This window comes from Streptomyces sp. NPDC031210, from assembly GCF_055570395.1.
Window position 1 is genome coordinate 40,601 of the sequence record NZ_JBVIHH010000012.1, and the last position, 20,766, is coordinate 61,366.

Consider the following 20,766-nt stretch of genomic DNA (forward strand, 5'->3'; position numbering starts at 1 on the left):
GGCTCAGTGGGGCGGGCGTGTGGAGAGCGAGCGCCGCCCGGATCATGGCACGAACCAGAACTCACTCTCGCCGTTCGCCTGTCTCGTACAGCCTCCACGCAGGCCATCGAACGGCTTCGACTTTTCCATCCTCACTGCCCAGCATGTTGCGTCGGTGCAGCATGAGCCGAAGGTGGCGGGCCGCGTCGGAGCCCTCCTCGATTCCCCTGTCGAGCAATACAGCCCTCGAAGTGGTGGCACTGGTGCCACCCACCAGAGCGTCCACCGGATGTCCGTGAACGGTCTCGCCCAGCGTGACGGTGGCCCCCTCTCCCAGGGAGAGGATCCGGTACAGGCGTTTGAGTAGCACATCGTCATTTCCGCCACCGAGGGGTACACCGTTCCGGTCCGCGGCCTCCAGCAGCGCTGTGCCCACGCCACCCCGCTTCCGCCAGAGTTCCTTGTCCCCCACCACGATGAGGTGGCCGCGTGCCCGAGTGATGGCGACGTTCCACAGGTTCAGCTGTCCACCGATCCACTCGACGGCTCCAGGATGCATGCCTTCGCCGGCGACGAGTGAGAACACCATGACATCGCGCTCTCCACCCTGGAAGGTGTGCACCGTACCGACGCGAAGGCGCTCCTCGTCGTACGGCTGCAGCCGCTTGCGCAGTGTCTCGGCCTGCGCTGTGAAGGGAGTAACAACGCCTACGGTGGCCTCGGGCGGGAGCTGCGTTAGTAGATAGCGGACGCTGTCCTGCACTTTGCGGATCTCGTCCTCATTGATCCAGGAGCCGCCGAACGGCGGGCGGGCGGCCCGCCCAGTCACATCTGTCCAGATGACAGCCGAGCGATGCGCCAGAGCAGGCCGGCCGCGGGTGTCGGTGAGGACTGTCAGCACGCCGTCGTAGAAGAAGTCGTTGGAGATACTGGCGATTTGCGGATGACAGCGGAAGTGTTCGTCGAGAAGCAATGTGCCGCCCGCGGACTGCTCGGCCGCGTGGAAGGCCGAGTGGCGCCGGTACGCGAGGTGGTGCTTCTCCAACCAATCGGACCGCAGCCCGTTCCCGCGCCGGATGAGAGCCTCACGGTGTGGGCTGGTCTGAGTGATGTGCGTTAGCTGCATGGGGTCACCGATGACCAGGGCGCGCTGCGCCCGGAACAACAGTGGCAGAACATGGGGGATGGCGCACTGACTGGCCTCGTCGACCACGACGAGATCGAACAGTGCCGGGCCCAGCGGGAACCGCCGGGCGGAAAGACTGGTGACGGCCCATCCGGCCACGGCGGGCGTGTCCGGAGAACCGTTCGAGCGACCCAAAACTCTCCGCATCTGCGGCCAGTCGCTCCGTTTGCCGTCCCGAGCCGCCAGCAGGTCGAGAATGCGGCGGCGTCCGGCCCAGGCGGCTGCTTGGACCGTGGTGGCGAGGAGCGTGCGTGATGCGTCCTGAGCGGTGCTCTCCGCCTCACGGAGAGTCCGCGTGAGTGCGATGTCGTCAACGGCCGCCGCTTGCTCGTGCCCGTCACGCCATTCCGCCTCGGCCGCGGCGAAGCCGGCAAGCGCGAGGCATGCCGCGGCGGGATCACCGGCGTGCCCCTCCAGCCCGGTCGTGCGCAGGAATCGGGATCGGCGCCACGATCCGAGGAAGCGCGCGTGGGCGAGGCGGCGTGCCTTGTTCTCCAGCTCCCTTGGCCGAGGTGTGCCAGCGAGCAGGTGTTGGAGTTCGGTGACGGTGCTCCCGAGCTGTTCCGAGTGGTGGGCACGGGCTTCGCCTGCCTGACGAAGCCGCGCTTCGGTCTCCGCGAGGTGCGCCAGACCTTGCCGTACTTCTACCAGGCGGTCGGTAGCCAGCGCCGTGGCCATGGACGCCGTGGCCACGGTGGTGGGCGGCTCCGGGCCGGTACGTAGCGCGTGCAGCGCGGCGGCCTCGTGCTCCGCGTTGCTCTTGCCGTTCTTCCGCGCCGAGCCGGTGCGCACGACGCTGCCGGGCACCAGCTTGTCGCAGCGGCGCCAGACCTCGTCCACGGCGTCGTTGTTGGTGGACGCGACCAGTACCGTCTGACCTGCCGCGATCGCCGTGGCCACGAGATTGGCGACCAGCTGACTCTTGCCGGTGCCGGGCGGGCCCGTGGCCACTGTGAGGCGGCGTGTCATGGCAGACCGGAGAACCGCCGTCTGAGCTTCGTTGCAGGGCAGCGGCGTCACGAGGTGCGTCGGTTCGGGGCTCGTGTGGGCGTGGGACCCGGCTCGCTGCGCGGCATCGGGCGCTAGTGCACCGAGGGCGGTCTGCCCGATCTGGTCTGTCTGGTCGGCGATGCCGGCGAAGTCGTTGAGAAGCCCCTTTGTGAAGCCCGTCTGGGGGCGCGACGCGAACAGGACTGCAGTGTTGCGGGCCCCGTGTCCGGGTGTGCGGACGTCGATGCGGTCGGCGAGCTGGTCGGGACGGAGCTCCTGCACGCACGGTAGCTCGAACTCCTGCGTGAGGAGATTGCGCACCTCCACCGCCATACGGTCGTGCTGCCCTCGATGCCAGGACGGCTGAAAAGTGTCGATGAGCTGGTTGGCCTCGTCCTCTCCCAGCCAGTCGAGTGCCAGCTGAGGATGCGGCTGGACCGGGCCATACGGCTTGAGTCGCACCTCGCCCTCGTCCTGGACGATCTCGACCCGACGTACCAGCAGGGGTGCGAACTTCGGCTGCCGCCAGGGGCGTCCGGTGCGTGGCCCGGTGAGGACCACGGCCGGGTACCCCGCCCAGAGCTCGGCGTCCTCCTCGGCTGCCGAGTCCACCAGCGGGGCCGCTTCGTCGGGGAGAGTTATACAGCCGTCGTCGTCGACGTCGCCGGAGATGAGTCTTTCCGCGCCGGCCAGGCACACGTACGACGCGTCCTGACGGCTCACGTCCATCAGAGGTGTCTCGGCGCTCTCGGCCAGGACGCACTCGCGGTAGTAGTCCAGCAAGTTGGCCCAACTGGGCTGCGAGTGGACGGACTTCGCGACACGGGCCTGTGCAGCTTCTCCGGCGATGGGCTGGGGCCGAGAGCTCAGAGGATCGAGGATGGGGGCTCGGCCGAAGGGGCTGTCCGCGATGATGATGCGGTCGTCGACGCCGAGCGCGGAGTGCACCGGCACCTGGCGCCCGCCGTCCTGGGCACGCATGCGTCGGTTCACGTAGTGGAACAGGTCGCTGACCGTCACAGCGCTGCCACCGTCCTTGCTGACCTTCCCCGTGCGCAGCGCCTCGACGACTTCGCCGGTGAACGCCGACGGCTTCACGTCGTCGCCACTGCCCGTGTCCGCGTAAGAGTCCTCCCCGGCCCGCGAGGACGACAGGACGTACACGCCCCTGCTGGTCAGCGGCGGCTGCTCGCCCGATTTGGACACGGAATTATCGGCCCGCCGGTCCGACGTGCGCAGGCCCATGGCGAACCCGCCGCTGCGGCAGCAGTCGATCATCACGATCTTCTGAGGGGCGACACACTCCTCCAGCGCGTCGTTGAGGAACCCGGCGCTGACGCTGGTCGTGGCCACCCGGTCGTAGTCGGTGTCCTTGGCGACGAAGTGGAACTCGCCGCCGTCGCGTACGGTGCGCACGCCGTGGCCTGAGACGTAGACGAGCGCTAGTTCGTCCTCGTCGCGCTCTTGGAGAAACTCGCCGATGACCGCCCGCATGTCATCGGCGGCGAGATCGGACTCGGTCTGGACGGAGACGAAGTTGCCGATGTTGCGGTGCTTCAGCACCTGGGCAAGTCCCCACAGGTCTGCCCGTACGGAGGCCAGCGGTGAGAAGCGGCCGTCGTCGTAGTTCTCGTTGCCGATCAGGAGAGCCCGGCGTTTGTGGAGGCGGGTCATGCTGCGCCGTCATCCGGTTCGGGACCGTCCTCGCCAGCGATCCTGTCCTGGAAATCACGGACCATACGTTCCTGTGCGGCGTCCGGACGCCCCGTGATCTCGATGGAGTCGTCCCCCACCGTGACCACAACCTTGCGGTGCCGTTCCTTGGCACACCACTCCTTGATCAGAGTGATCAGGACCTGGGACGTAGGGCGGGCGACGGCGGCGGTGCCAGCAGCCCAGAGAGCTACCTCACCCACACCCGCACCCTTATGGCCCGGTTCGGTAGGCTCGTCGGCGTCGTGGAAACCGACGACGAGGCCGTCCGCCCTGTTCAGGGTGTCGTGCAAATTTCGGGTGAGACGCTCCTGCCGGAGGATGTCTCCGCCTGTGGGCACGGCGAGTGTCCACGGTGTTCCCCCGTTGCGCATGTGCTGCTCCTTGCGTTCGCGTATGTGCTTGCCCAGTCTGTCCGGCGACTTTGGCACGCGGGCCTCTGTAAGAGTCAGTCAGGGGCGCACGGGAGGGACAGCATCCGGCCACCCCTGAGCATCGGAGGAGACGTGTCCGAGCTGACTGTCGAGAATCAGCGCCTACGAGGATCCAGCAGCTCGTGGAGACGGAAGCAAGGAGCCCTGTAGTGAGACCACCACGGCCAGAGGCTTTCGACGTACCTTCAGACTGGTGACGCCCGAGTCCCCGCTACAAAGCTTGGTGGAGAGTCATAGGTGGGATCGTCCGACCTCGCCGCCTCTCAAACTCATGTGGGTGACCCTGGGGACCGGTCGTCGGGGGATGCCGTCTTTGGCACCACCCGTATCGCGAGCGCAGTGCCGTCCGGCCGGAAGGAACTCGCACCCCAGTCGTCGATGTCGTCCGGTTCCGGCCAGTCCTTTTGGCGTTCGTACGCCCGTCGGCGGTACTCCTCCACTTTGCCCTCCGCGAGCAGATCGTAGAGATCTGTGACCATGCCGGAGAACGCTTCAACGCGTGTGCCATTGATACGGAAGACCTGGTCAGTACCGACGTATGACTCCTTCCCGAAAGAGACTTTCGCGCCGTGAACACTGGCGGTCCCGGCGAAGGTTGTTTCGCTGAAGTGCTTGCCGCCCTGCTCATCGATCAGATACTGGCCGAGTGTCCCTCCGCCGCCGGCCAGTGAGAGCTGCCCGGCTGCGTGGGCCCGGGCGACCACTTGACCGAACCAGGAGAATTCCGACACGCTGGAGGACGCCAAGGCGTGGCTGCGCAGGGCCGGAACCGACAGCGAACGCGGCGAGTTCGTCGACCCAGGTGACGGCTCCGTCACGCTGGCCGACTACGTCACCCGCTTCTGGAAGGAGGGCGTGCGGGGCGCGCCGGGCACGGTCAAACGCTTCGACGAGCGCGTACGCCTCCACATCCTTCCGCACCTCGGCACGGTGGGCCTGAGGGACATCTCGGCAACCGTCCTGCGCAGCTACATCGCCACACTCGAAGGCGAGTGCGCGCCGCGCTACGCCCGGCAGATCCTCACGACCGTCTCGAACATCCTCGAGACGGCCATCGACGACAAGCGCCTCGTACGCAACCCAATGCGCGCCAAATCGGTGCGCTGGCCCAAGATGCCGGAGGACCAGCGGGAAGCATGGCCGCTGGAAACCGCGCAGCGCGTCCGGGACGCGATCAAAGCGCGCTACCGCATCGCGGTCGTGGTCGCGCTCGGCTGCGGGCTGCGGCAGGGGAGGTGTTCGGCCTCTCGCCCGACTTCCGGCGCGGGATCACCCGAGTACGCCGGCAGATCCAACTGCTCAACGGCCGCTTGTACTTCGCCCTACCCAAGGGCGGAAAGACGCCCATCGTCGACATGCCCGGGGCCGTCGCCGCCGAGCTGGCCGGGCACTTCCTGCAGTACCCGGCAATCGAGGTCGAGCTTCCGTGGGGCGGGCCGGATCCGGAACGCGAGAAGAGGACGTTCCCGCTCGTCCTGACCACGACGTATGGCAACGCGCTGCGGGGGAACATGTTCAATGGTCTGGAAGCCTGCCCTCGCTGCCGCCGGGGTCATCCCGATGCGGAAGAAGGGCGAGCGCTGGAAGGCATCACGCTAGGACGGATTCCACGTCCTCCGGCACACCTACGCCTCGATCATCCTCGAAGCGGGCGAGTCCGTCGTCACCTGGCCCGATGGCTCGGCCACTCCAGCCCGACCATCACCCTCGACCATTACGCCCACTTCATGCCGGAGGCCGGCGGCAAGGGACGCGCGGCGGTCGACGCACTGCTCGGCCCAGTACCTGATTACGTCCCTGACGACGTCGTCGCAGCTTGACCAACGGGTGGCACAGCACACGCTGTGCCACCCGTTTTCTGGTGTGCCAGCTTGATTGTGCTCCGCCCGCCTCAGCCGGTGAGGCTCTTGCGGCGAACGCGCAGCGAGTACGTCGTTCCCTCAGGCCCACTACTGCTGCCCCAGCCGCCGCTCGTGGCCACGGCCCATCCCTGCTGGTCTCTCATCTGCGCGGCAAAGGAGTCCAGGTCGTGGATTGCGCAGCCGCATGTCAACGAGACGCGGACGCTGACGTACGGACTCCGGGGGTTGTCGTTCCCGTAGGAATCCTTCTCCCAACGCATGTCGTGGACGTGCTCCTTGAGACCGGTGCGTGCCTCGTCGCGCTTGATTCCGTGAGCCTTGGCGTACTCGTCCAGGTCGTCGATCGCGAACAAGTGGCTCGACCATTCGCCCGGCCAGACCGCGAACAGCCGGGACTTGCCGTCGACGGCCCGCTCGTACGCGGTGCGGTCGTTCCCGTGCGTCACCGACCCGTCCTCGCGTACCTCGATGTAGCACGTCGTACGTGCGGTGTAAGGGAAGTCCTTCCCCGCTGCCGCCGCACTTCTCGGTTTCAATGAGCCCTCCCCTGTGAGTGGTTGCCCCGAGCCCCAGTCAACACCGTCAGTGACGGTGCGCGAAGGGAGAGCTGGATAGGGGCACGCCGAGCAGGGGGTGTCGAACGCCGGACCGCCCGGCGACGCCCCGCTCCCCACTGCTGTGCATTCTCCCCAGCTTCTCCCCAGAGGCCTGAAGGAACCTTCAATGGTGTTCGCATTTGCGAAATCGCTCAACGTGTTTGCGCTGCCGCCTACAGCCAATGCCGCCGCTTGAAGATGAAGTACAAGCTCACGCACACCGCTGCCATCAGCAGAATCGCGAACGGATACCCGAACCCCCAGCCCAGCTCCGGCATGTTCTCGAAGTTCATGCCGTAGATGGTTCCCACCAGTGTGGGTGCAAAGAGGATCGCCGCCCAGGAGGAGATCTTCTTGATCTCCTCGTTCTGCTCGAATCCCGCCTCGGCCAGCGCCCGCATTTCGGCGTTCTGCTGCTGGTTCACCAACGTCGCGTTGACGGTGAGAATGTCCTGCAACGCCTGCCGGAAGCCGTCCACGCGGTCCGTGGTGTGCAGGGCGTGGTCGGCGACGTCGCGCAGATAGCGGCGTAGTTCCTCGTCGATCGCGTACTTCTCGAAACCCGCGGTCAGGCTCTCCAGCATGCCGTTCAACGGGCGGGTGGCGCGCTGGAACTCGACGACCTCGCGGGAGAGTTCGTAGATGCGGCGCGAGACGCGCGGATCGCCCCCGAAGACCTCGGTCTCGATTTCGTCGATGTCGTTCTGGACGCCCGACACGACGGGCGCGTAGCCGTCGACAACGGCGTCGAGAATCGCGTAGAGGACCGCTTCCGGGCCGCGCTTGAGGAGTTCGGGGGTTTCCTCCATGCGACGCCGTACGGTCGACAGATCGGGTGCGCCGCCGTGCCGCACCGTGATGACGAAGTCCCGGCCGACGAAGAGGTGCAGTTCGCCGAAGTCCACCTCCTCCGGGTCGTCCAGATAGCGCGCGGCACGCAGCACGACGAAGAGCGTGCCGCCGTACCGCTCCAGCTTCGGCCGCTGATGGGCCTCCAGCGCGTCCTCGACGGCGAGGGGATGGAGGTCGAACTCCGATGCCAGGCTGACCAGTTCGGCGGACGTCGGGCGGTGCAGGCCGATCCATGCCAGGGTGTCCGGGGTGGCGCGCAGTTGCTGGAAGGTGTCGGCGAGTGTGTCGTGGGTGCTGACGCGGTGTCCGTCGCGGTAAAGCGCGGCGTGGAGAACGCTGTTGCGGTTCTCGGCGGGCGGATCCGGGGCGTCGGGCCGGTTCGCGCTCTCGTCCGGCGGCGGTACGGCGAGCCGCTGCCTGGCGGGTTTGCGCAGGCCGCGCAGGGCGCGCAGCCGTCGGCCGGGAGGTTCAGTGCTCAACAGAACCGACCTCCTTCACAAGGGGGGATGAACAGGCACACAGAAACTCGACGCAGGATATCTGCCGACGCTGTCAGCACTGGTCAGGGGCCATGGTGCAGGATGGGGGAGGGATGTGACGCGGCGTGTGTCGCGTTCGACAAGCTTTGTATGTTTATACCTACAATTGTGCGATGCAGATATCGCAGACAGCCAGCGCTCCTCTGAGTGAGGTGATTCGGTGAACGGCCGCCCCGATGCCACCGACGAGCAGTGGGAAGGGCTCGCCGAGGTCGTCCCGCTCCGCAGCAGCAGTGAATGGCCGTCCTGGCCCGACCACCGCGCCCTGCCCGAGGAAGAACCGGCGGAAGAGGCGCGGCGGTTCATCGTCATCCGCGTCCAGACCTTCGCGGACGCCCGCGAGGTCGCCGAGTACCTCATGGCGCAGCTCCCGGTGCTCCTGGACCTCAGCAGCGCCGATTCCGACGTGGCCAAGCGCATCCTGGACTTCTCCAGCGGAGTCGTCTTCGGGCTCGGCAGCGGAATGCACCGCGTCGACACGAATGTGTTCCTCCTGGCGCCCGTCGGCACCGAGGTCGCCGAGCCGGCGGCCGGCGCCGTCCCCCGTTCGTAGGAAGAGCTGCCGGGCGTAACGGTTCTCCGTCCGAGGCGCTGCGTAGCGTCCGCGTATGGATACCGACAGCGCACGACCGGCGGTCACGGAGTTACGGCTCTCCGCCTTCAAGTCCCATCGCGGCGTCACCTTGCCGCTCGGCCCGGTGACGCTGCTGAGCGGCGAGAGCGGCAGCGGCAAGTCCAGCGCACTCCAGGCGTACGAGATCCTCGCCCGGCTCGGCAGCGGGGAGCCGCTGGCGAGCGCCCTGGGCGTGGTGGCCGGCGGCGGCCCGGCCTGCGTTCCCGCGGGGGCGCGCCCCGACGAGGAGGGGCGGCGCGGATTCCGCATCGGCTGCACCATCGACGGCCCGGTCGGGCCCGTCACCCTCGATATCGCCGTCCAGGCGGAGCCCGAACTGCGCATCGTCGGCGAGCGGTTGACCGGCGGCGGCGAGACGCTGCTCACCACGGCCCTCACCGACCCCACCCGCCCCACCGTCCAGGCGGCCTGGTACACGGCCGGCGCCACCCCCGTGACCCGCGCACCGCTGCCCGACGACCGGCTGGGCACCTCACTGATGCCGTTACGCGTGGCCGGCAAGACGGCGGGGCAGCGACTGGTGCTGGCCGCGGCGGAACAGGCGGTCGTCGCCCTCCGGTCGGCCTTCTTGTGCGATCCCCGACCGGAGGTCATGCGAGCGGCGGGGGCGGAGAACGGTGAAGCGGAGGCGGGCGGAGACGGCGGGGGTGGGGGCTCCGCGCGAGGTCGGGAGGGTGCGGGCGGTGGGGCGCGTGGGACTGCCGGGAGAAGCGGAGGGCGTGGCGGCGCCCGGGCAGGGCAGGGTGGACCGCCGTCAGGGGCGGGGGATTCCGGGCGGGGGCGCGCGGGCGGGCGGAGCGGTGGGGCGGCCGGCGGCTGGGGGCGCGACCTCGACGGCGAAGTGGACGAGGGGCGGCTGCGGTCGTCCTGCGACAACCTGCCCATGGTGCTGGAGCGCACCAGCCGCGAGTGCGCGCGACGCCATGCCGTGCTGGTCGCGGCCGTCCGGGACGCGTACAACGGCCCGGTCGAGGGGCTGCGCGCCATCCCGCGGCAGGCGGGTTCCCCGGAGGACGGGGGCGTGGGGGATGTCGTGACAGCCGGAGCCGGAGCCGGAGCCGGAGCCGGAGCCGGAGCCGGAGCCGGGGTTGGGGTTGGGGCGCGGCCGAGTGGTCGGCCGGGTGCTTCGGGGGCCTCGTCGGGCGTCGGCTCGCCGGTGGCAGGTGCCGGGCACGCCGTGACGAGTGGTGTCCGGGTCGCTCCGGGCGCCGGCGTGGCATGGCCGGCGGTGGGGGCACGTCGGGCGTACGGCGTCCAGGCTGTGGTCGACCGAGGGCCTCTGGGGGCGATGCCCGTCGAACAGCTCGGCGACGGTGAGCTGCGCTTTCTCGCGCTGGCGCTGGTGCTGCTCACCGGGCCCGGGGTGCTGGCCATGGACCCGGTGGGGGAGATCCCGTCGGCCCTGCAGCAGCTCACGGTCATGGCGGACGGCATGGACCGCTGCATGGACCGCAGGCAGGCGCGCGAACTGGTGTCGCTGGCCGTACGGATGGCCGAGCGCGGGCACGTCCGGCTGCTGGGGACGGTGCAGGACCCGGCGGTCGCCGAGGGGCTGCCCGGCGTGCAGGTGCTACACCTAGGGGTATGAGCGAGGATCTTCATGCCCTGCAGCGGCGACTGGCCGAATTCGCCGCGGCCAGGGACTGGCAGCAGTACCACACTCCCAAGAACCTGGCCGCGGCGCTCAGCGTCGAGGCCGCCGAACTCGTCGAGATCTTCCAGTGGTTGACGCCGGAGGAGTCGGCGAAGGTGATGTCCGACCCGAAGCGGGCCGGCCGGGTCGAGGACGAGGTCGCGGATGTGCTCGCGTATCTGCTCCAGTTCTGCGAGACGCTGGGGATCGACGTCCTGACCGCGCTCGCCGCGAAGATCGAGCGGAACGAGTCGCGCTTTCCGGCGGTGCGGCAGGCACGGTCGGACCGGGCGGATGAGGCGGAGCGGTCGGACCGGGCGGACCGGGCGGATGAGGCGGAGCGGCGGCCTCGGGGGATCGGGGAGTAGGGAAGGAGAGCGGAACAGGTGGTCTCCTCCCGCTCCTCGCTCCGTGCTCCCTTCCCCTTTCGTCCTTCTCCTCTCGCCCTTCTCCCGTTCCCCGTGGCGGGGGAAGGGCGAGACGTACGCAGCGCGAGGGCGCTTGGTGGGCTCTGCGCCGCATGGGGTGGAAGTGACCCGAGAGGGTGAAGCGGGTGCCGACGGCCTCTCCGTAACTCTCCGGAGTCATGGATCTTTTCACAGCGCCAAACTTGTCCACAGATTTGCGAATTCCCCTGGCCTTTTGGGCTGTCACAGTTCACTCTGGGTAGTGAAGAGAGTGCAGGGTGACGGTGAGTGAGGTGGAAGGAGGGGGCGCGGATGGACGCGGTGCGGATCATCGCGGCCAGTCGGCGCGGCCTGGCCCAGGCGAGCACGGTGCAGGACGTGGTCGTCGAGGCTTGGCAGGCGCAAGCCTTGGCAGAGGCGATCGGGAGCCACCTCGCGATATTCGGGCCATACGAAGTGCGGTCCCGGGCGCGGGGGTTGGGCGACGCGGGCGGGCGGTTCAGCGGGGGACTGCTGTGCTCGGCGCCGGCAACCGGTGGGCTGCGGGCGGCTCAACTGTCCGAAGTGCGCGACGTCAAGGCCGCTTTAACCGGCCTGTGCCGACTGCTGCGAGAAGTGTGCGAGGCGCTGGTGAGCGTCGTGTGCTCGGCTGACGAGGAGGGGATGTACTGGACTTGCGTCGAGGCCATGGACACGGCCGACGAATCGAGAGACCGCGTGACAGGAATGCTCGAAAAGTTGGAGGTGCGCGACCGGGACCCCGCCTGACCGGGCTCGCTGAAATCTGCCCTCACCGTCTCCCACCGTCTCTTCCGCCGGCCGGCCGGCGCGTAAGAGACCAGCGATACCCGACACCCGGTGCCCCGCCCCGCGCTGACGGTTCGTCCGCCGTCGAGAGTGCAGGATGGAGGTATGGATCTACGAATCTTCACGGAGCCTCAGCAGGGGGCCACCTACGAGACGCTTCTCACGGTCGCAAAGGCCGCCGACGACCTCGGCTTTGACGCATTCTTCCGGTCCGACCACTACCTGCCCATGGGTCATGCCGACGGGTTGCCCGGCCCCACAGACGCCTGGATCACGCTCGCCGGCCTGGCACGCGAGACCAAGCGCATCCGCCTCGGCACCCTCATGACGGCGGGCACCTTCCGCCTCCCGGGTGTGCTGGCCATCCAGGTGGCGCAGGTCGACCAGATGTCCGGCGGCCGGGTCGAGCTGGGACTGGGCGCGGGCTGGTTCGAGGACGAGCACAAGGCATACGGCATTCCCTTCCCCAAGCAGAAGTTCGCGCGGCTGGAAGAGCAGCTAGCGATCGTCACCGGCCTCTGGGCCACCGAGCCGGGAAAGGAGTTCAGTTACGACGGCACCTACTATCGGCTGGAGAATTCGCCCGCGCTGCCCAAGCCGGCACAGCGCAAGGTTCCGGTACTGATCGGCGGACACGGCGCGACACGTACACCGCGCCTGGCGGCACAGTACGCCGACGAGTTCAACATCCCCTTCGCCTCGCTCGAAGACAGTGAGCGCCAGTTCGGCAGGGTACGGGCGGCCGCCGAAGCCGCCGGGCGCAAGGGTGACGACCTGGTGTACTCCAACGCCCTCGTGGCCTGTGTCGGCAAGGACGACGCCGAGGTGGCGCGGCGGGCCGCGGCCATAGGGCGGGAAGTGGAAGAGCTGAAGGTCAACGGTCTCGCGGGCTCGCCCGCCGAGGTCGTGGACAAGATCGGGCGGTACGCGGCCCTCGGCTCGTCCCGCGTCTATCTGCAGATGCTCGACCTCGATGACCTGGACCACCTGGAGCTGATCTCGTCGCAGGTGCAGTCACAGCTCAGCTAACGCGGAGGGGAAGCGGTCCCGGCAGCAGCCCTGCTGTTGGAGGCCGATCCGATCGCCCTGGTCCGTCGGGGCCGGGGCGGAGCCGGTGGCGAGGCGCAGGGTCCGGCGCTCGGGTAGTACGCCAACGAGCCGCACCCGTCGGCCCGTACCCACCGGCCCGCACTCGCTGGTTCCCTCCCGCCAGCCCCACCCCCACCCGGCTCGGCGACGCCACCCGACGCGAGGCGTCGGTCTTGGTGGGGGTCGCGTGGTGGCTGGATCTGGCCGCCGACAGGGGTGCGGGCAGGGTGGGGAGACCGGTGCGGGCGGTGATGCGGCAGGAGGGTGGTCGGCTCGTGGGGGTGGTCGGGGCTCGTGGGAGCGGGCCTCGCATGCCGGGGTGGCCGGGGTGGTGAGTTCCTGGCGGATCATCTGCGGTCACGGGTGAGCCGGCCCCGGGATCCTCGTGCCTGCGGGGAGGCCGTCTGGGCCACTAGGCTCGCTTTCCCGCCCCGATATCCCGCCGATGTTCCTCCACATCGGGTGAGGACGTTCGTCGGGGGGCGGGAGCGGCCAAGATGGGGAGATGGGATTCCATGTCGACTCCGAGGCCGGGCGCCTGCGCCGGGTCATCCTGCATCGCCCGGATCTGGAGCTGAAACGGCTCACGCCCACCAACAAGGACGCGTTGCTCTTCGATGACGTGCTGTGGGTGCGGCGGGCCCGCGCGGAGCACGACGGGTTCGCGGACGTGCTGCGCGACCGTGGTGTGGAGGTGCACCTCTTCGGTGATCTGCTGGCCGAGAGCCTGCAGGTGCCGGAAGCCCGGACGCTGATCCTGGACCGGGTCTTCGACGAGAAGGAATACGGCCCCCTGGCCACGGACCACCTGCGGGCCGCCTTCGAGGAGCTGCCCGTACCCGAGCTTGTCGAGGCGCTGGTCGGCGGCATGACCAAGCGCGAGTTCCTCGAACGCAACCCCGAGCCCACCTCCGTCCGCTTCCACGTCATGGATCTGGACGACTTCCTGCTGGGACCGCTGCCCAACCACCTCTTCACCCGCGACACCTCCGCCTGGATCTACGACGGGGTGTCGATCAACTCCATGCGCTGGCCCGCCCGGCAGCGCGAGACCGTGCACTACGAGGCGATCTACCGGCACCACCCGTTGTTCCGCAGCGAGAGCTTCCACGTCTGGTCCGAGGGGCAGGCGGACTTTCCCTCGACCATCGAGGGCGGCGATGTCCTCGTACTGGGCAGTGGGGCGGTGCTCATCGGGATGAGTGAGCGCACCACTCCGCAGGCCGTGGAGCTGCTGGCGCGCGGGCTGTTCGCGGCGGGTTCCGCGCGGAGCATCGTGGCGCTGGACATGCCGAAACGACGGGCCTTCATGCACCTGGACACCGTCATGACCATGATCGACGGGGACACCTTCACGCAGTACGCGGGGCTCGGCATGGTCCGCTCGTACACCATCGAGCCGGGGTCGGGGGTTCAGGATCTCAAGGTCACCGACCATCCGCCGGAGCACATGCACCGGGCCATAGCGGCCGCGCTGGGGCTGGATGAGATCCGTGTGCTCACCGCGACGCAGGACGTGCACTCGGCGGAGCGGGAGCAGTGGGACGACGGGTGCAACGTCCTGGCTGTGGAGCCGGGCGTGGTCGTGGCGTACGAGCGAAATGTGACGACGAATACGTTCCTGCGGAAGCGTGGCATCGAGGTGATCACGATTCCCGGGAGTGAGCTGGGACGGGGACGCGGCGGGCCGCGCTGTATGAGCTGTCCGGTGGTGCGGGACGCGGTACCTGGAGCGGAGTGAGGAAGGGGGAGGGGGAGAGGAGGGAGTGGAGTGTGAGGAAGGGGAGGCGGGCAGGTATCCGTATAGGAATGCGTCAGCTCGTATATGCTTCCAGGGTTCGAGTACGTTTCCGATAGCCGCGAATCAGGAGCCCACCATGGCGATAGACCTCACGGGCCGCCACTTCCTCAAGGAGCTGGACTTCAGCGCCGAGGAATTCCGCCGACTCATCGACCTGGCGGCCGAGCTGAAGGCCGCCAAGCGCGCAGGAACCGAGGTCGCCCGGCTGAAGGGCAAGAACATCGCCCTGATCTTCGAGAAGACCTCGACCCGCACCCGCTGCTCCTTCGAGGTCGCGGCCGCCGACCAGGGTGCCTCGACCACCTACCTCGACCCCTCGGGCTCTCAGATCGGGCACAAGGAGTCGGTCAAGGACACCGCCCGGGTGCTCGGCCGGATGTTCGACGGCATCGAGTTCCGCGGCAGCAGTCAGTCGGATGTGGAAGAGCTGGCCGCGCACGCCGGTGTGCCCGTCTTCAACGGGCTGACCGATGACTGGCACCCGACCCAGATGCTCGCCGATGTGCTGACCATGGTGGAGCACGGAGCGGGCCGCGCCCTGGAGGAGACGGCCTTCGCCTACCTCGGTGACGCCCGCAACAACATGGGCAACTCCTACCTCGTCACCGGTGCGCTGCTCGGCATGGATGTACGCATCGTGGCGCCGCGCGAGCTGTGGCCCGACGAGTCGGTCGTCGCCCAGGCACGGGCGCTCGCCGACAAGAGCGGCGCACGCGTCACGCTGACCGAGGACGTCGCCGAGGGGGTGCGCGGCGCGGATTTCGTCACCACCGACGTCTGGGTCTCGATGGGTGAACCCAAGGAGGTCTGGGACGAGCGGATCGCGCTGCTCGCGCCGTACGCCGTGACGATGGACGTGCTGCGCGCCACCGGGAAGCCGGACGTGAGGTTCCTGCACTGCCTGCCCGCCTACCACGACCTGGGCACGGCGATCGGCCGGGAGATCCACGAGCGGCACGGCCTGTCGTCGCTGGAGGTCACCGACGAGGTCTTCGAGTCCGCGCATTCCGTGGTCTTCGACGAGGCGGAGAACCGGATGCACACGATCAAGGCGGTGCTGGTCGCGACGATGGCGGGCTGAGGTCAAGCGGCCCGGGCGCGCTCCGGCCCCGGCGCGGCGCCCCGGCGCGGACACCACGACGCCCCGCCGGCACCGCAAAAGCCCGCCGGCACCGGGCAGCCCCGCGCGCACCGCGCAGCCCGCCACCGCATAGCCATACGCCCAAATGGGCGATCATGCGGTCAAAGCGGCTACCATCGAGCCGCCTCACGGGGTCGGACCCACCGGTCCGGCCCCGGCTGTGTGTGGCCCACCCCCGCCGCGCGCACCGCACCACCAGAGATGAGAAGCACCGCATGCGCCCGCCCGTCGCCCGCCACCGCCCCACGGAGGCGCTGCGCGCCGCACCTCCCGCAGGTCCGTCCGGACTGCGCGTGAAGTCCCCCGACCTCCTCGTCGCCGAATCCGGCGCGGACCTCGAAGGCAACGGCCTCAAGCGCAGCATGGGGCTCTTCCAGCTCGTGTGCTTCGGCATCGGCGCCATCGTCGGCACCGGCATCTTCGTCGGCCTCTCCGACACCGTCGCCGAAGCCGGCCCGGCCGTCATCGTCTCCTTCGTGCTCGCCGCCGCCACCTGCGTCTTCACCGCCTTCTCCTTCGCCGAACTGGGCGGCGCGATACCGGTCTCCGGCAGCTCCTACTCCTACGCCTACGCCACCCTCGGCGAGCGCACCGCCTTCCTCGTCGGCTGGTGCCTCCTCCTCGAATACGGCGTCTCCGCCTCGGCCGTCGCCGTCGGCTGGGGCCAGTACCTCAACGAGCTGCTGGGCGGCCTTCTCGGCTGGGAACTGCCCGCGGCGCTGTCGAGCCCGCCCGACGAGGGCGGCATCGTCAACATCCCGGCCGTCCTCGTGATGCTCCTCGCCGCGCTGCTGCTCGTGCGCGGGATCCGGGAGAGTGCCCGGGCGACCGCCGCGATGGCCGTGCTCAAGATCGCGGTGCTGATCCTCTTCTGCGCCATCGCCTTCACCGCCTTCCGCGACGGAAACCTCTCGCCGTTCGCGCCGCAGAGCGTCGCCGGCGTCACCTCCGGTGCCTCGCTCGCGTTCTTCTCCTACATCGGGTTCGACGCGATCACCACGGCCGGTGAGGAGGTCAAGAACCCGCGGCGCGACGTCCCCATGGCGATCATGATCTGCATCGGCGTGGTCACCGTCCTGTACTGCCTGGTCGCCGTCGCCGCCATCGGCGCGCTCTCCTCCGACCAGGTCGCCGACCAGCCGGCCGCGCTGTCCCTGATCGTCAACCGGGTCACCGGCTCGGCCTTCGGCGGGGGTGTGATCGTCTTCGGCGCGGTGGTCGCCATCGCCTCCGTCGTCGTCGCCGTGATGTACGGCCAGACCCGCATCCTGATGTCGATGTCCCGCGACGGCCTGATCCCGCGGATCTTCGAGCGCATCTCGCCCCGGACCGCCACCCCTGTCGCCAACACCTGGATCGTCGCCGCCGTCTTCGCGGTCCCCGCCGCGGTCGTCCCCCTCGACGTGGTGATGAACCTGACGACCATCGGGACGCTGGCGGTCATGGCGGTCGTCAACGTCAGCGTGATGGTGCTCCGCCGCACCCGCCCCGACCTGCCGCGCCGCTTCCGCGTCCCGCTCTTCCCGCTCAGCCCGGTGCTCGGCATCGCCTTCTGCGGCTACCTGATCTACGGCACCGGCCTGGCGACGTGGCTCCAGTTCGCCGCGTTCCTGGTCGTCGGCGCGTTGGTCTACGCGCTCTACGGGCGGCGCCACTCGCGCCTCGGCGCGGCGGCGCGGACGGTGGCGGACGAGGTCGCCGGGGAGCCGGCGGCCGCGGGGGCGGCTCCCGGGACCCGGAAGGCGTGAGCATATAGCGCCCTCATGACGGCGGTCACCAAACGGTGATAACTTCGAACGACGGCCAGGCACAGGCACAGGTACAGCGCACCACGCAGCGAAGCACCGCAGGCAACCGCCGTCCGCCGAAGGGGGCAGGCAGCCCGATGAGCCCGTTCGCAGGATCCGCTCGCAGTACCGGCGCATGGCAGCATCTGCGCGTCACCACGGACGACGGCGTCGCCACCGTCACCCTCGCGCGCCCGGAGAAACTCAACGCGCTGACCTTCGAGGCGTACGCCGACCTCCGCGACCTGCTCGCGGAGCTGTCCCGGGAGCGTTCCGTACGCGCCCTCGTCCTCGGCGGTCAGGGCCGCGGCTTCTGCTCCGGCGGTGACGTCGACGAGATCATCGGGGCGACGCTGGCGATGGACACCGCGCAACTTCTGGACTTCAACCGGATGACCGGGCAGGTCGTCCGGGCGCTGCGGGAATGCCCCTTCCCGGTGATCGCCGCGGTGCACGGCGTCGCGGCCGGCGCCGGCGCGGTGCTGGCGCTCGCCGCCGACTTCCGCGTCGCCGACCCCTCCGCCCGCTTCGCCTTCCTCTTCACCAAGGTCGGCCTGTCCGGCGGCGACATGGGCGCGGCCTACCTCCTGCCGCGCGTCATCGGCCTGGGCCACGCCACCCGGCTGCTGATGCTCGGCGACGCCGTACGCGCCCCCGAGGCCGAACGGCTCGGACTGATCAGCGAGTTGGCCGAGGAGGGGCGCGCCGACGAGGCGGCCGCGGCGCTCGCCCGCCGCCTCGCCGAAGGGCCCGCGCTCGCCCTCGCCCAGACCAAGGCGCTGCTCACCGCCGAGCTCGACATGCCGCTGGCCGCCTCCGTGGAGATGGACGCGGCCACCCAGGCGCTGCTGATGAACAGCGCCGACTACGCCGAGTTCCACGCCGCCTTCACCGAGAAGCGGGCCCCCAAGTGGCAGGGCAGGTAGCGGTGCCCGCCCCGGGCGGCGAGGGCACGACGGCGGGCGGTGGCGCGGCGCGGAAGATCGCCATCGTGGGGGGCGGGCCCGGCGGGCTCTACGCCGCGGCCCTGCTCAAACGGCTCGACCCGGCCCGCGACATCACCGTCTGGGAGCGCAACGCCCCCGACGACACCTTCGGTTTCGGCGTCGTGCTCTCCGACGAGACGCTCGGCGGCATCGAGCACGCCGACCCGGTCGTCTACCGTGCGCTGCGACAGGAGTTCGTCCGCTGGGACGACATCGACATCGTGCACCGCGGCCGCACCCTGACCTCCGGCGGCCACGGCTTCGCCGCGCTCGGCCGCCGCCGGCTGCTGGCCGTCCTGCACGAGCGCTGCCGCTCCCTGGGCGTACGGCTGCTCTTCCGTACGCCGGCGCCGCCCGCCGCCGAACTCGCCCGCGAACACGATCTGGTGATCGCCGCCGACGGCGTGCACAGCGCCACCCGCGCCGCGCACGCCGACGTCTTCCGCCCCCAGGTGACCACTCACCGCTGCCGCTACATCTGGCTGTCCGCCGACTTCGCCTTCGACGCGTTCCGGTTCGAGGTCGCCGAGACCGGCCACGGCCTCGCCCAGCTCCACGGCTACCCCTATGCCCGCCCGGCACCCGACCACCGCGGCGACACGGAGGCTCGCGCCGATGCCCCCGCCCCCGCCCCCACGGCCGCCAGCACCGTGATCGTCGAGATGCGCGAAGAGGTCTGGCGGGCCGCCGGCCTGGGCCGGTGCGGTGAGGAGGAGTCGGCGAAATGGTGCGCCGCGCTGTTCGCCGGCGCGCTCGGCGGCCGGCCGCTGCGCTCCAACCGCTCAAGCTGGACCGCGTTCCGTACCGTCGTCAACGACCGCTGGTCGCACGGCCGGATCGTGCTGCTCGGCGACGCCGCGCACACCGCCCACTTCTCCATCGGCTCCGGCACCAAACTCGCCGTCGAGGACGCCCTGGCCCTCGCCGCGTGCCTGGAGGAGCACACCACCGTGCCCGACGCGCTCGCCGCCTACGAGGCCGAGCGCCGCCCCGTCGTCGCCTCCACCCAGCGGGCCGCCCGCGCCAGCCTCGCCTGGTTCGAGGACCTGGCGACGTACGCCGGACAGCCGCCGCACCAGTTCGCCTTCAACCTCCTCACCCGCAGCCGCCGCGTCACCCACGACAACCTGCGGCTGCGCGACGCCCGCTTCGCCGACGCGGTCACCGCGGAAGCGGGCATCCCCGCCGGCACCCCGCCGATGTTCACCCCCTTCACCCTGCGGGACCTGACGCTGCGCAACCGCGTCGTGGTCTCCCCCATGGACATGTACTCCGCCGCCGACAACGACGGCACGCCCGGCGACTTCCACCTCGTCCACCTCGGGGCCCGCGCGCTGGGCGGCGCCGGACTGGTGATGACGGAGATGGTCTGCGTCAGCCCGCAGGGGCGGATCACCCCCGGCTGCACGGGCCTGTACCGGCCGGGCCACGAGGCGGCCTGGCGCCGGGTCACCGACTTCGTGCACCACCACGCGCCCGGCACCGCCATCGGCGTGCAGCTCGGCCATTCCGGCCGCAAGGGCTCCACCCGGCTGATGTGGGAAGGCATCGACCAGCCGCTGCCGGACGGCAACTGGCCCCTCGTGGCCGCCTCCGCGCTGCCCTACCGGCCGGGTGTCAACCAGGTCCCCCGCGCCCTGACCGCACCGGAAATGGCCGCGATACGCGAGGAGTTCGTACGCTCCGCCGAGGCCGCCGCCCGCGCCGGATTCGACCTCCTCGAACTCCACTGCGCGCACGGCTACCTCCTCTCCGGCTTCCTCTCCCCCCTCACCAACCACCGCACCGACGCCTACGGCGGCGACCTCGCCGGCCGGCTGCGCTTCCCGCTGGAGGTCTTCGACGCGGTCCGCGCCGTCTGGCCGGCCGGACGCCCCATGACGGTCCGCATCTCCGCGACGGACTGGTCCGACGGCGGCACCACCGCCGACGACGCGGTGCAGATCGCGGCGGCCTTCGCCGCCCACGGCGCCGACGCCCTCGACGTCTCCACCGGGCAGGTCGTCCCCGACGAACGCCCCGACTACGGCCGCTCCTACCAGACACCGTTCGCCGACCGCATCCGCAACACCCTCGGCGTGCCCGTCATCGCGGTCGGCGCCCTGTCCTCCTGGGACGACGTCAACTCGCTCGTACTGGCCGGGCGCGCCGACCTGTGCGCGCTGGCCCGGCCCCATCTGTACGACCCGCACTGGACGCTGCACGCCGCCGCGGAACAGGGCTACGCCGGCCCCGGCGCCCCCTGGCCGGCGCCTTACCGGGCGGGCAGCCGCACGCCGCCCACCGGACGCACCGACGCGCCGAAGCCCCGCCTCACGCTGCGCTGACGG

The 20,766-nt window shown here is 69.8% G+C and carries 16 protein-coding genes; 11 read left to right on the forward strand and 5 right to left on the reverse strand.

Annotation, left to right across the window (positions count from 1 at the left end):
* Window positions 1-61: 61 nt before the first annotated feature.
* The 3 genes from ACZ45Z_RS22030 to ACZ45Z_RS22040 form a co-directional block, all read right to left on the reverse strand.
* A complete protein-coding gene (locus ACZ45Z_RS22030) occupies window positions 62-3,829 on the reverse strand; it encodes a caspase, EACC1-associated type (RefSeq protein WP_468364920.1) in 3,768 nt (1,255 codons plus the stop codon).
* Window positions 3,826-4,242, reverse strand: a complete 417-nt coding sequence (locus ACZ45Z_RS22035) for a hypothetical protein (RefSeq protein ID WP_468364923.1) — start codon at window positions 4,240-4,242, stop codon at window positions 3,826-3,828. The genes ACZ45Z_RS22030 and ACZ45Z_RS22035 overlap by 4 nt, the downstream gene beginning before the upstream one ends.
* A 329-nt stretch (window positions 4,243-4,571) precedes the next feature.
* Window positions 4,572-5,120, reverse strand: coding sequence for a hypothetical protein (locus ACZ45Z_RS22040; protein WP_468364926.1), 549 nt, complete (start codon window positions 5,118-5,120; stop codon window positions 4,572-4,574).
* 417 nt (window positions 5,121-5,537) lie between these two features.
* Here ACZ45Z_RS22040 and ACZ45Z_RS22045 point away from each other — a divergent pair, with 417 nt between their 5' ends.
* Window positions 5,538-6,122 carry a hypothetical protein gene (locus ACZ45Z_RS22045; RefSeq protein ID WP_468364928.1) on the forward strand — a complete coding sequence of 195 codons (585 nt, stop codon included), beginning with the start codon at window positions 5,538-5,540 and terminating at the stop codon, window positions 6,120-6,122.
* A gap of 71 nt (window positions 6,123-6,193) precedes the next feature.
* On the opposite strand, the gene ACZ45Z_RS22050 is transcribed toward ACZ45Z_RS22045, so the two are convergent.
* Window positions 6,194-6,700 carry a hypothetical protein gene (locus ACZ45Z_RS22050; RefSeq protein ID WP_468364931.1) on the reverse strand — a complete coding sequence of 169 codons (507 nt, stop codon included), beginning with the start codon at window positions 6,698-6,700 and terminating at the stop codon, window positions 6,194-6,196.
* Window positions 6,701-6,933: 233 nt separating this feature from the next.
* Complete coding sequence (locus tag ACZ45Z_RS22055; RefSeq protein ID WP_468364933.1) at window positions 6,934-8,091, reverse strand: magnesium and cobalt transport protein CorA; 1,158 nt, start codon at window positions 8,089-8,091, stop codon at window positions 6,934-6,936.
* A gap of 220 nt (window positions 8,092-8,311) precedes the next feature.
* Between ACZ45Z_RS22055 and ACZ45Z_RS22060 the strand changes: the two genes are divergently transcribed.
* The 10 genes from ACZ45Z_RS22060 to ACZ45Z_RS22105 all read left to right on the forward strand — a co-directional run bounded on the left by ACZ45Z_RS22060 (window position 8,312) and on the right by ACZ45Z_RS22105 (window position 20,763).
* Window positions 8,312-8,704, forward strand: coding sequence for a cell division protein SepF (locus ACZ45Z_RS22060; protein ID WP_468364936.1), 393 nt, complete (start codon window positions 8,312-8,314; stop codon window positions 8,702-8,704).
* 55 nt (window positions 8,705-8,759) lie between these two features.
* Window positions 8,760-10,373, forward strand: a complete 1,614-nt coding sequence (locus ACZ45Z_RS22065) for a biotin transporter BioY (RefSeq protein WP_468364938.1) — start codon at window positions 8,760-8,762, stop codon at window positions 10,371-10,373.
* A complete protein-coding gene (locus tag ACZ45Z_RS22070; protein WP_468364940.1) occupies window positions 10,370-10,786 on the forward strand; it encodes a nucleotide pyrophosphohydrolase in 417 nt (138 codons plus the stop codon). The genes ACZ45Z_RS22065 and ACZ45Z_RS22070 overlap by 4 nt, the downstream gene beginning before the upstream one ends.
* 351 nt (window positions 10,787-11,137) lie before the next feature.
* Entirely contained in the window at window positions 11,138-11,593 is a 456-nt protein-coding gene (locus tag ACZ45Z_RS22075; protein ID WP_468364943.1) for a DUF6099 family protein, read from the forward strand.
* Between the two features lie 144 nt (window positions 11,594-11,737).
* Window positions 11,738-12,661, forward strand: coding sequence for an LLM class F420-dependent oxidoreductase (locus ACZ45Z_RS22080; RefSeq protein ID WP_468364945.1), 924 nt, complete (start codon window positions 11,738-11,740; stop codon window positions 12,659-12,661).
* Window positions 12,662-13,226: 565 nt separating this feature from the next.
* Window positions 13,227-14,462, forward strand: a complete 1,236-nt coding sequence (locus tag ACZ45Z_RS22085) for an arginine deiminase (protein WP_468364948.1) — start codon at window positions 13,227-13,229, stop codon at window positions 14,460-14,462.
* A 136-nt stretch (window positions 14,463-14,598) separates the two neighbouring features.
* Window positions 14,599-15,603: an ornithine carbamoyltransferase gene (argF, locus tag ACZ45Z_RS22090; RefSeq protein ID WP_468364950.1), complete on the forward strand. Its 1,005-nt coding sequence runs from the start codon at window positions 14,599-14,601 to the stop codon at window positions 15,601-15,603.
* Window positions 15,604-15,878: 275 nt separating this feature from the next.
* Complete coding sequence (locus ACZ45Z_RS22095) at window positions 15,879-17,411, forward strand: amino acid permease (RefSeq protein ID WP_468364953.1); 1,533 nt, start codon at window positions 15,879-15,881, stop codon at window positions 17,409-17,411.
* A gap of 137 nt (window positions 17,412-17,548) precedes the next feature.
* Window positions 17,549-18,376 carry an enoyl-CoA hydratase family protein gene (locus ACZ45Z_RS22100; RefSeq protein ID WP_468364955.1) on the forward strand — a complete coding sequence of 276 codons (828 nt, stop codon included), beginning with the start codon at window positions 17,549-17,551 and terminating at the stop codon, window positions 18,374-18,376.
* Between the two features lie 2 nt (window positions 18,377-18,378).
* A complete protein-coding gene (locus ACZ45Z_RS22105) occupies window positions 18,379-20,763 on the forward strand; it encodes a bifunctional salicylyl-CoA 5-hydroxylase/oxidoreductase (RefSeq protein WP_468365404.1) in 2,385 nt (794 codons plus the stop codon).
* Window positions 20,764-20,766: the final 3 nt, after the last annotated feature.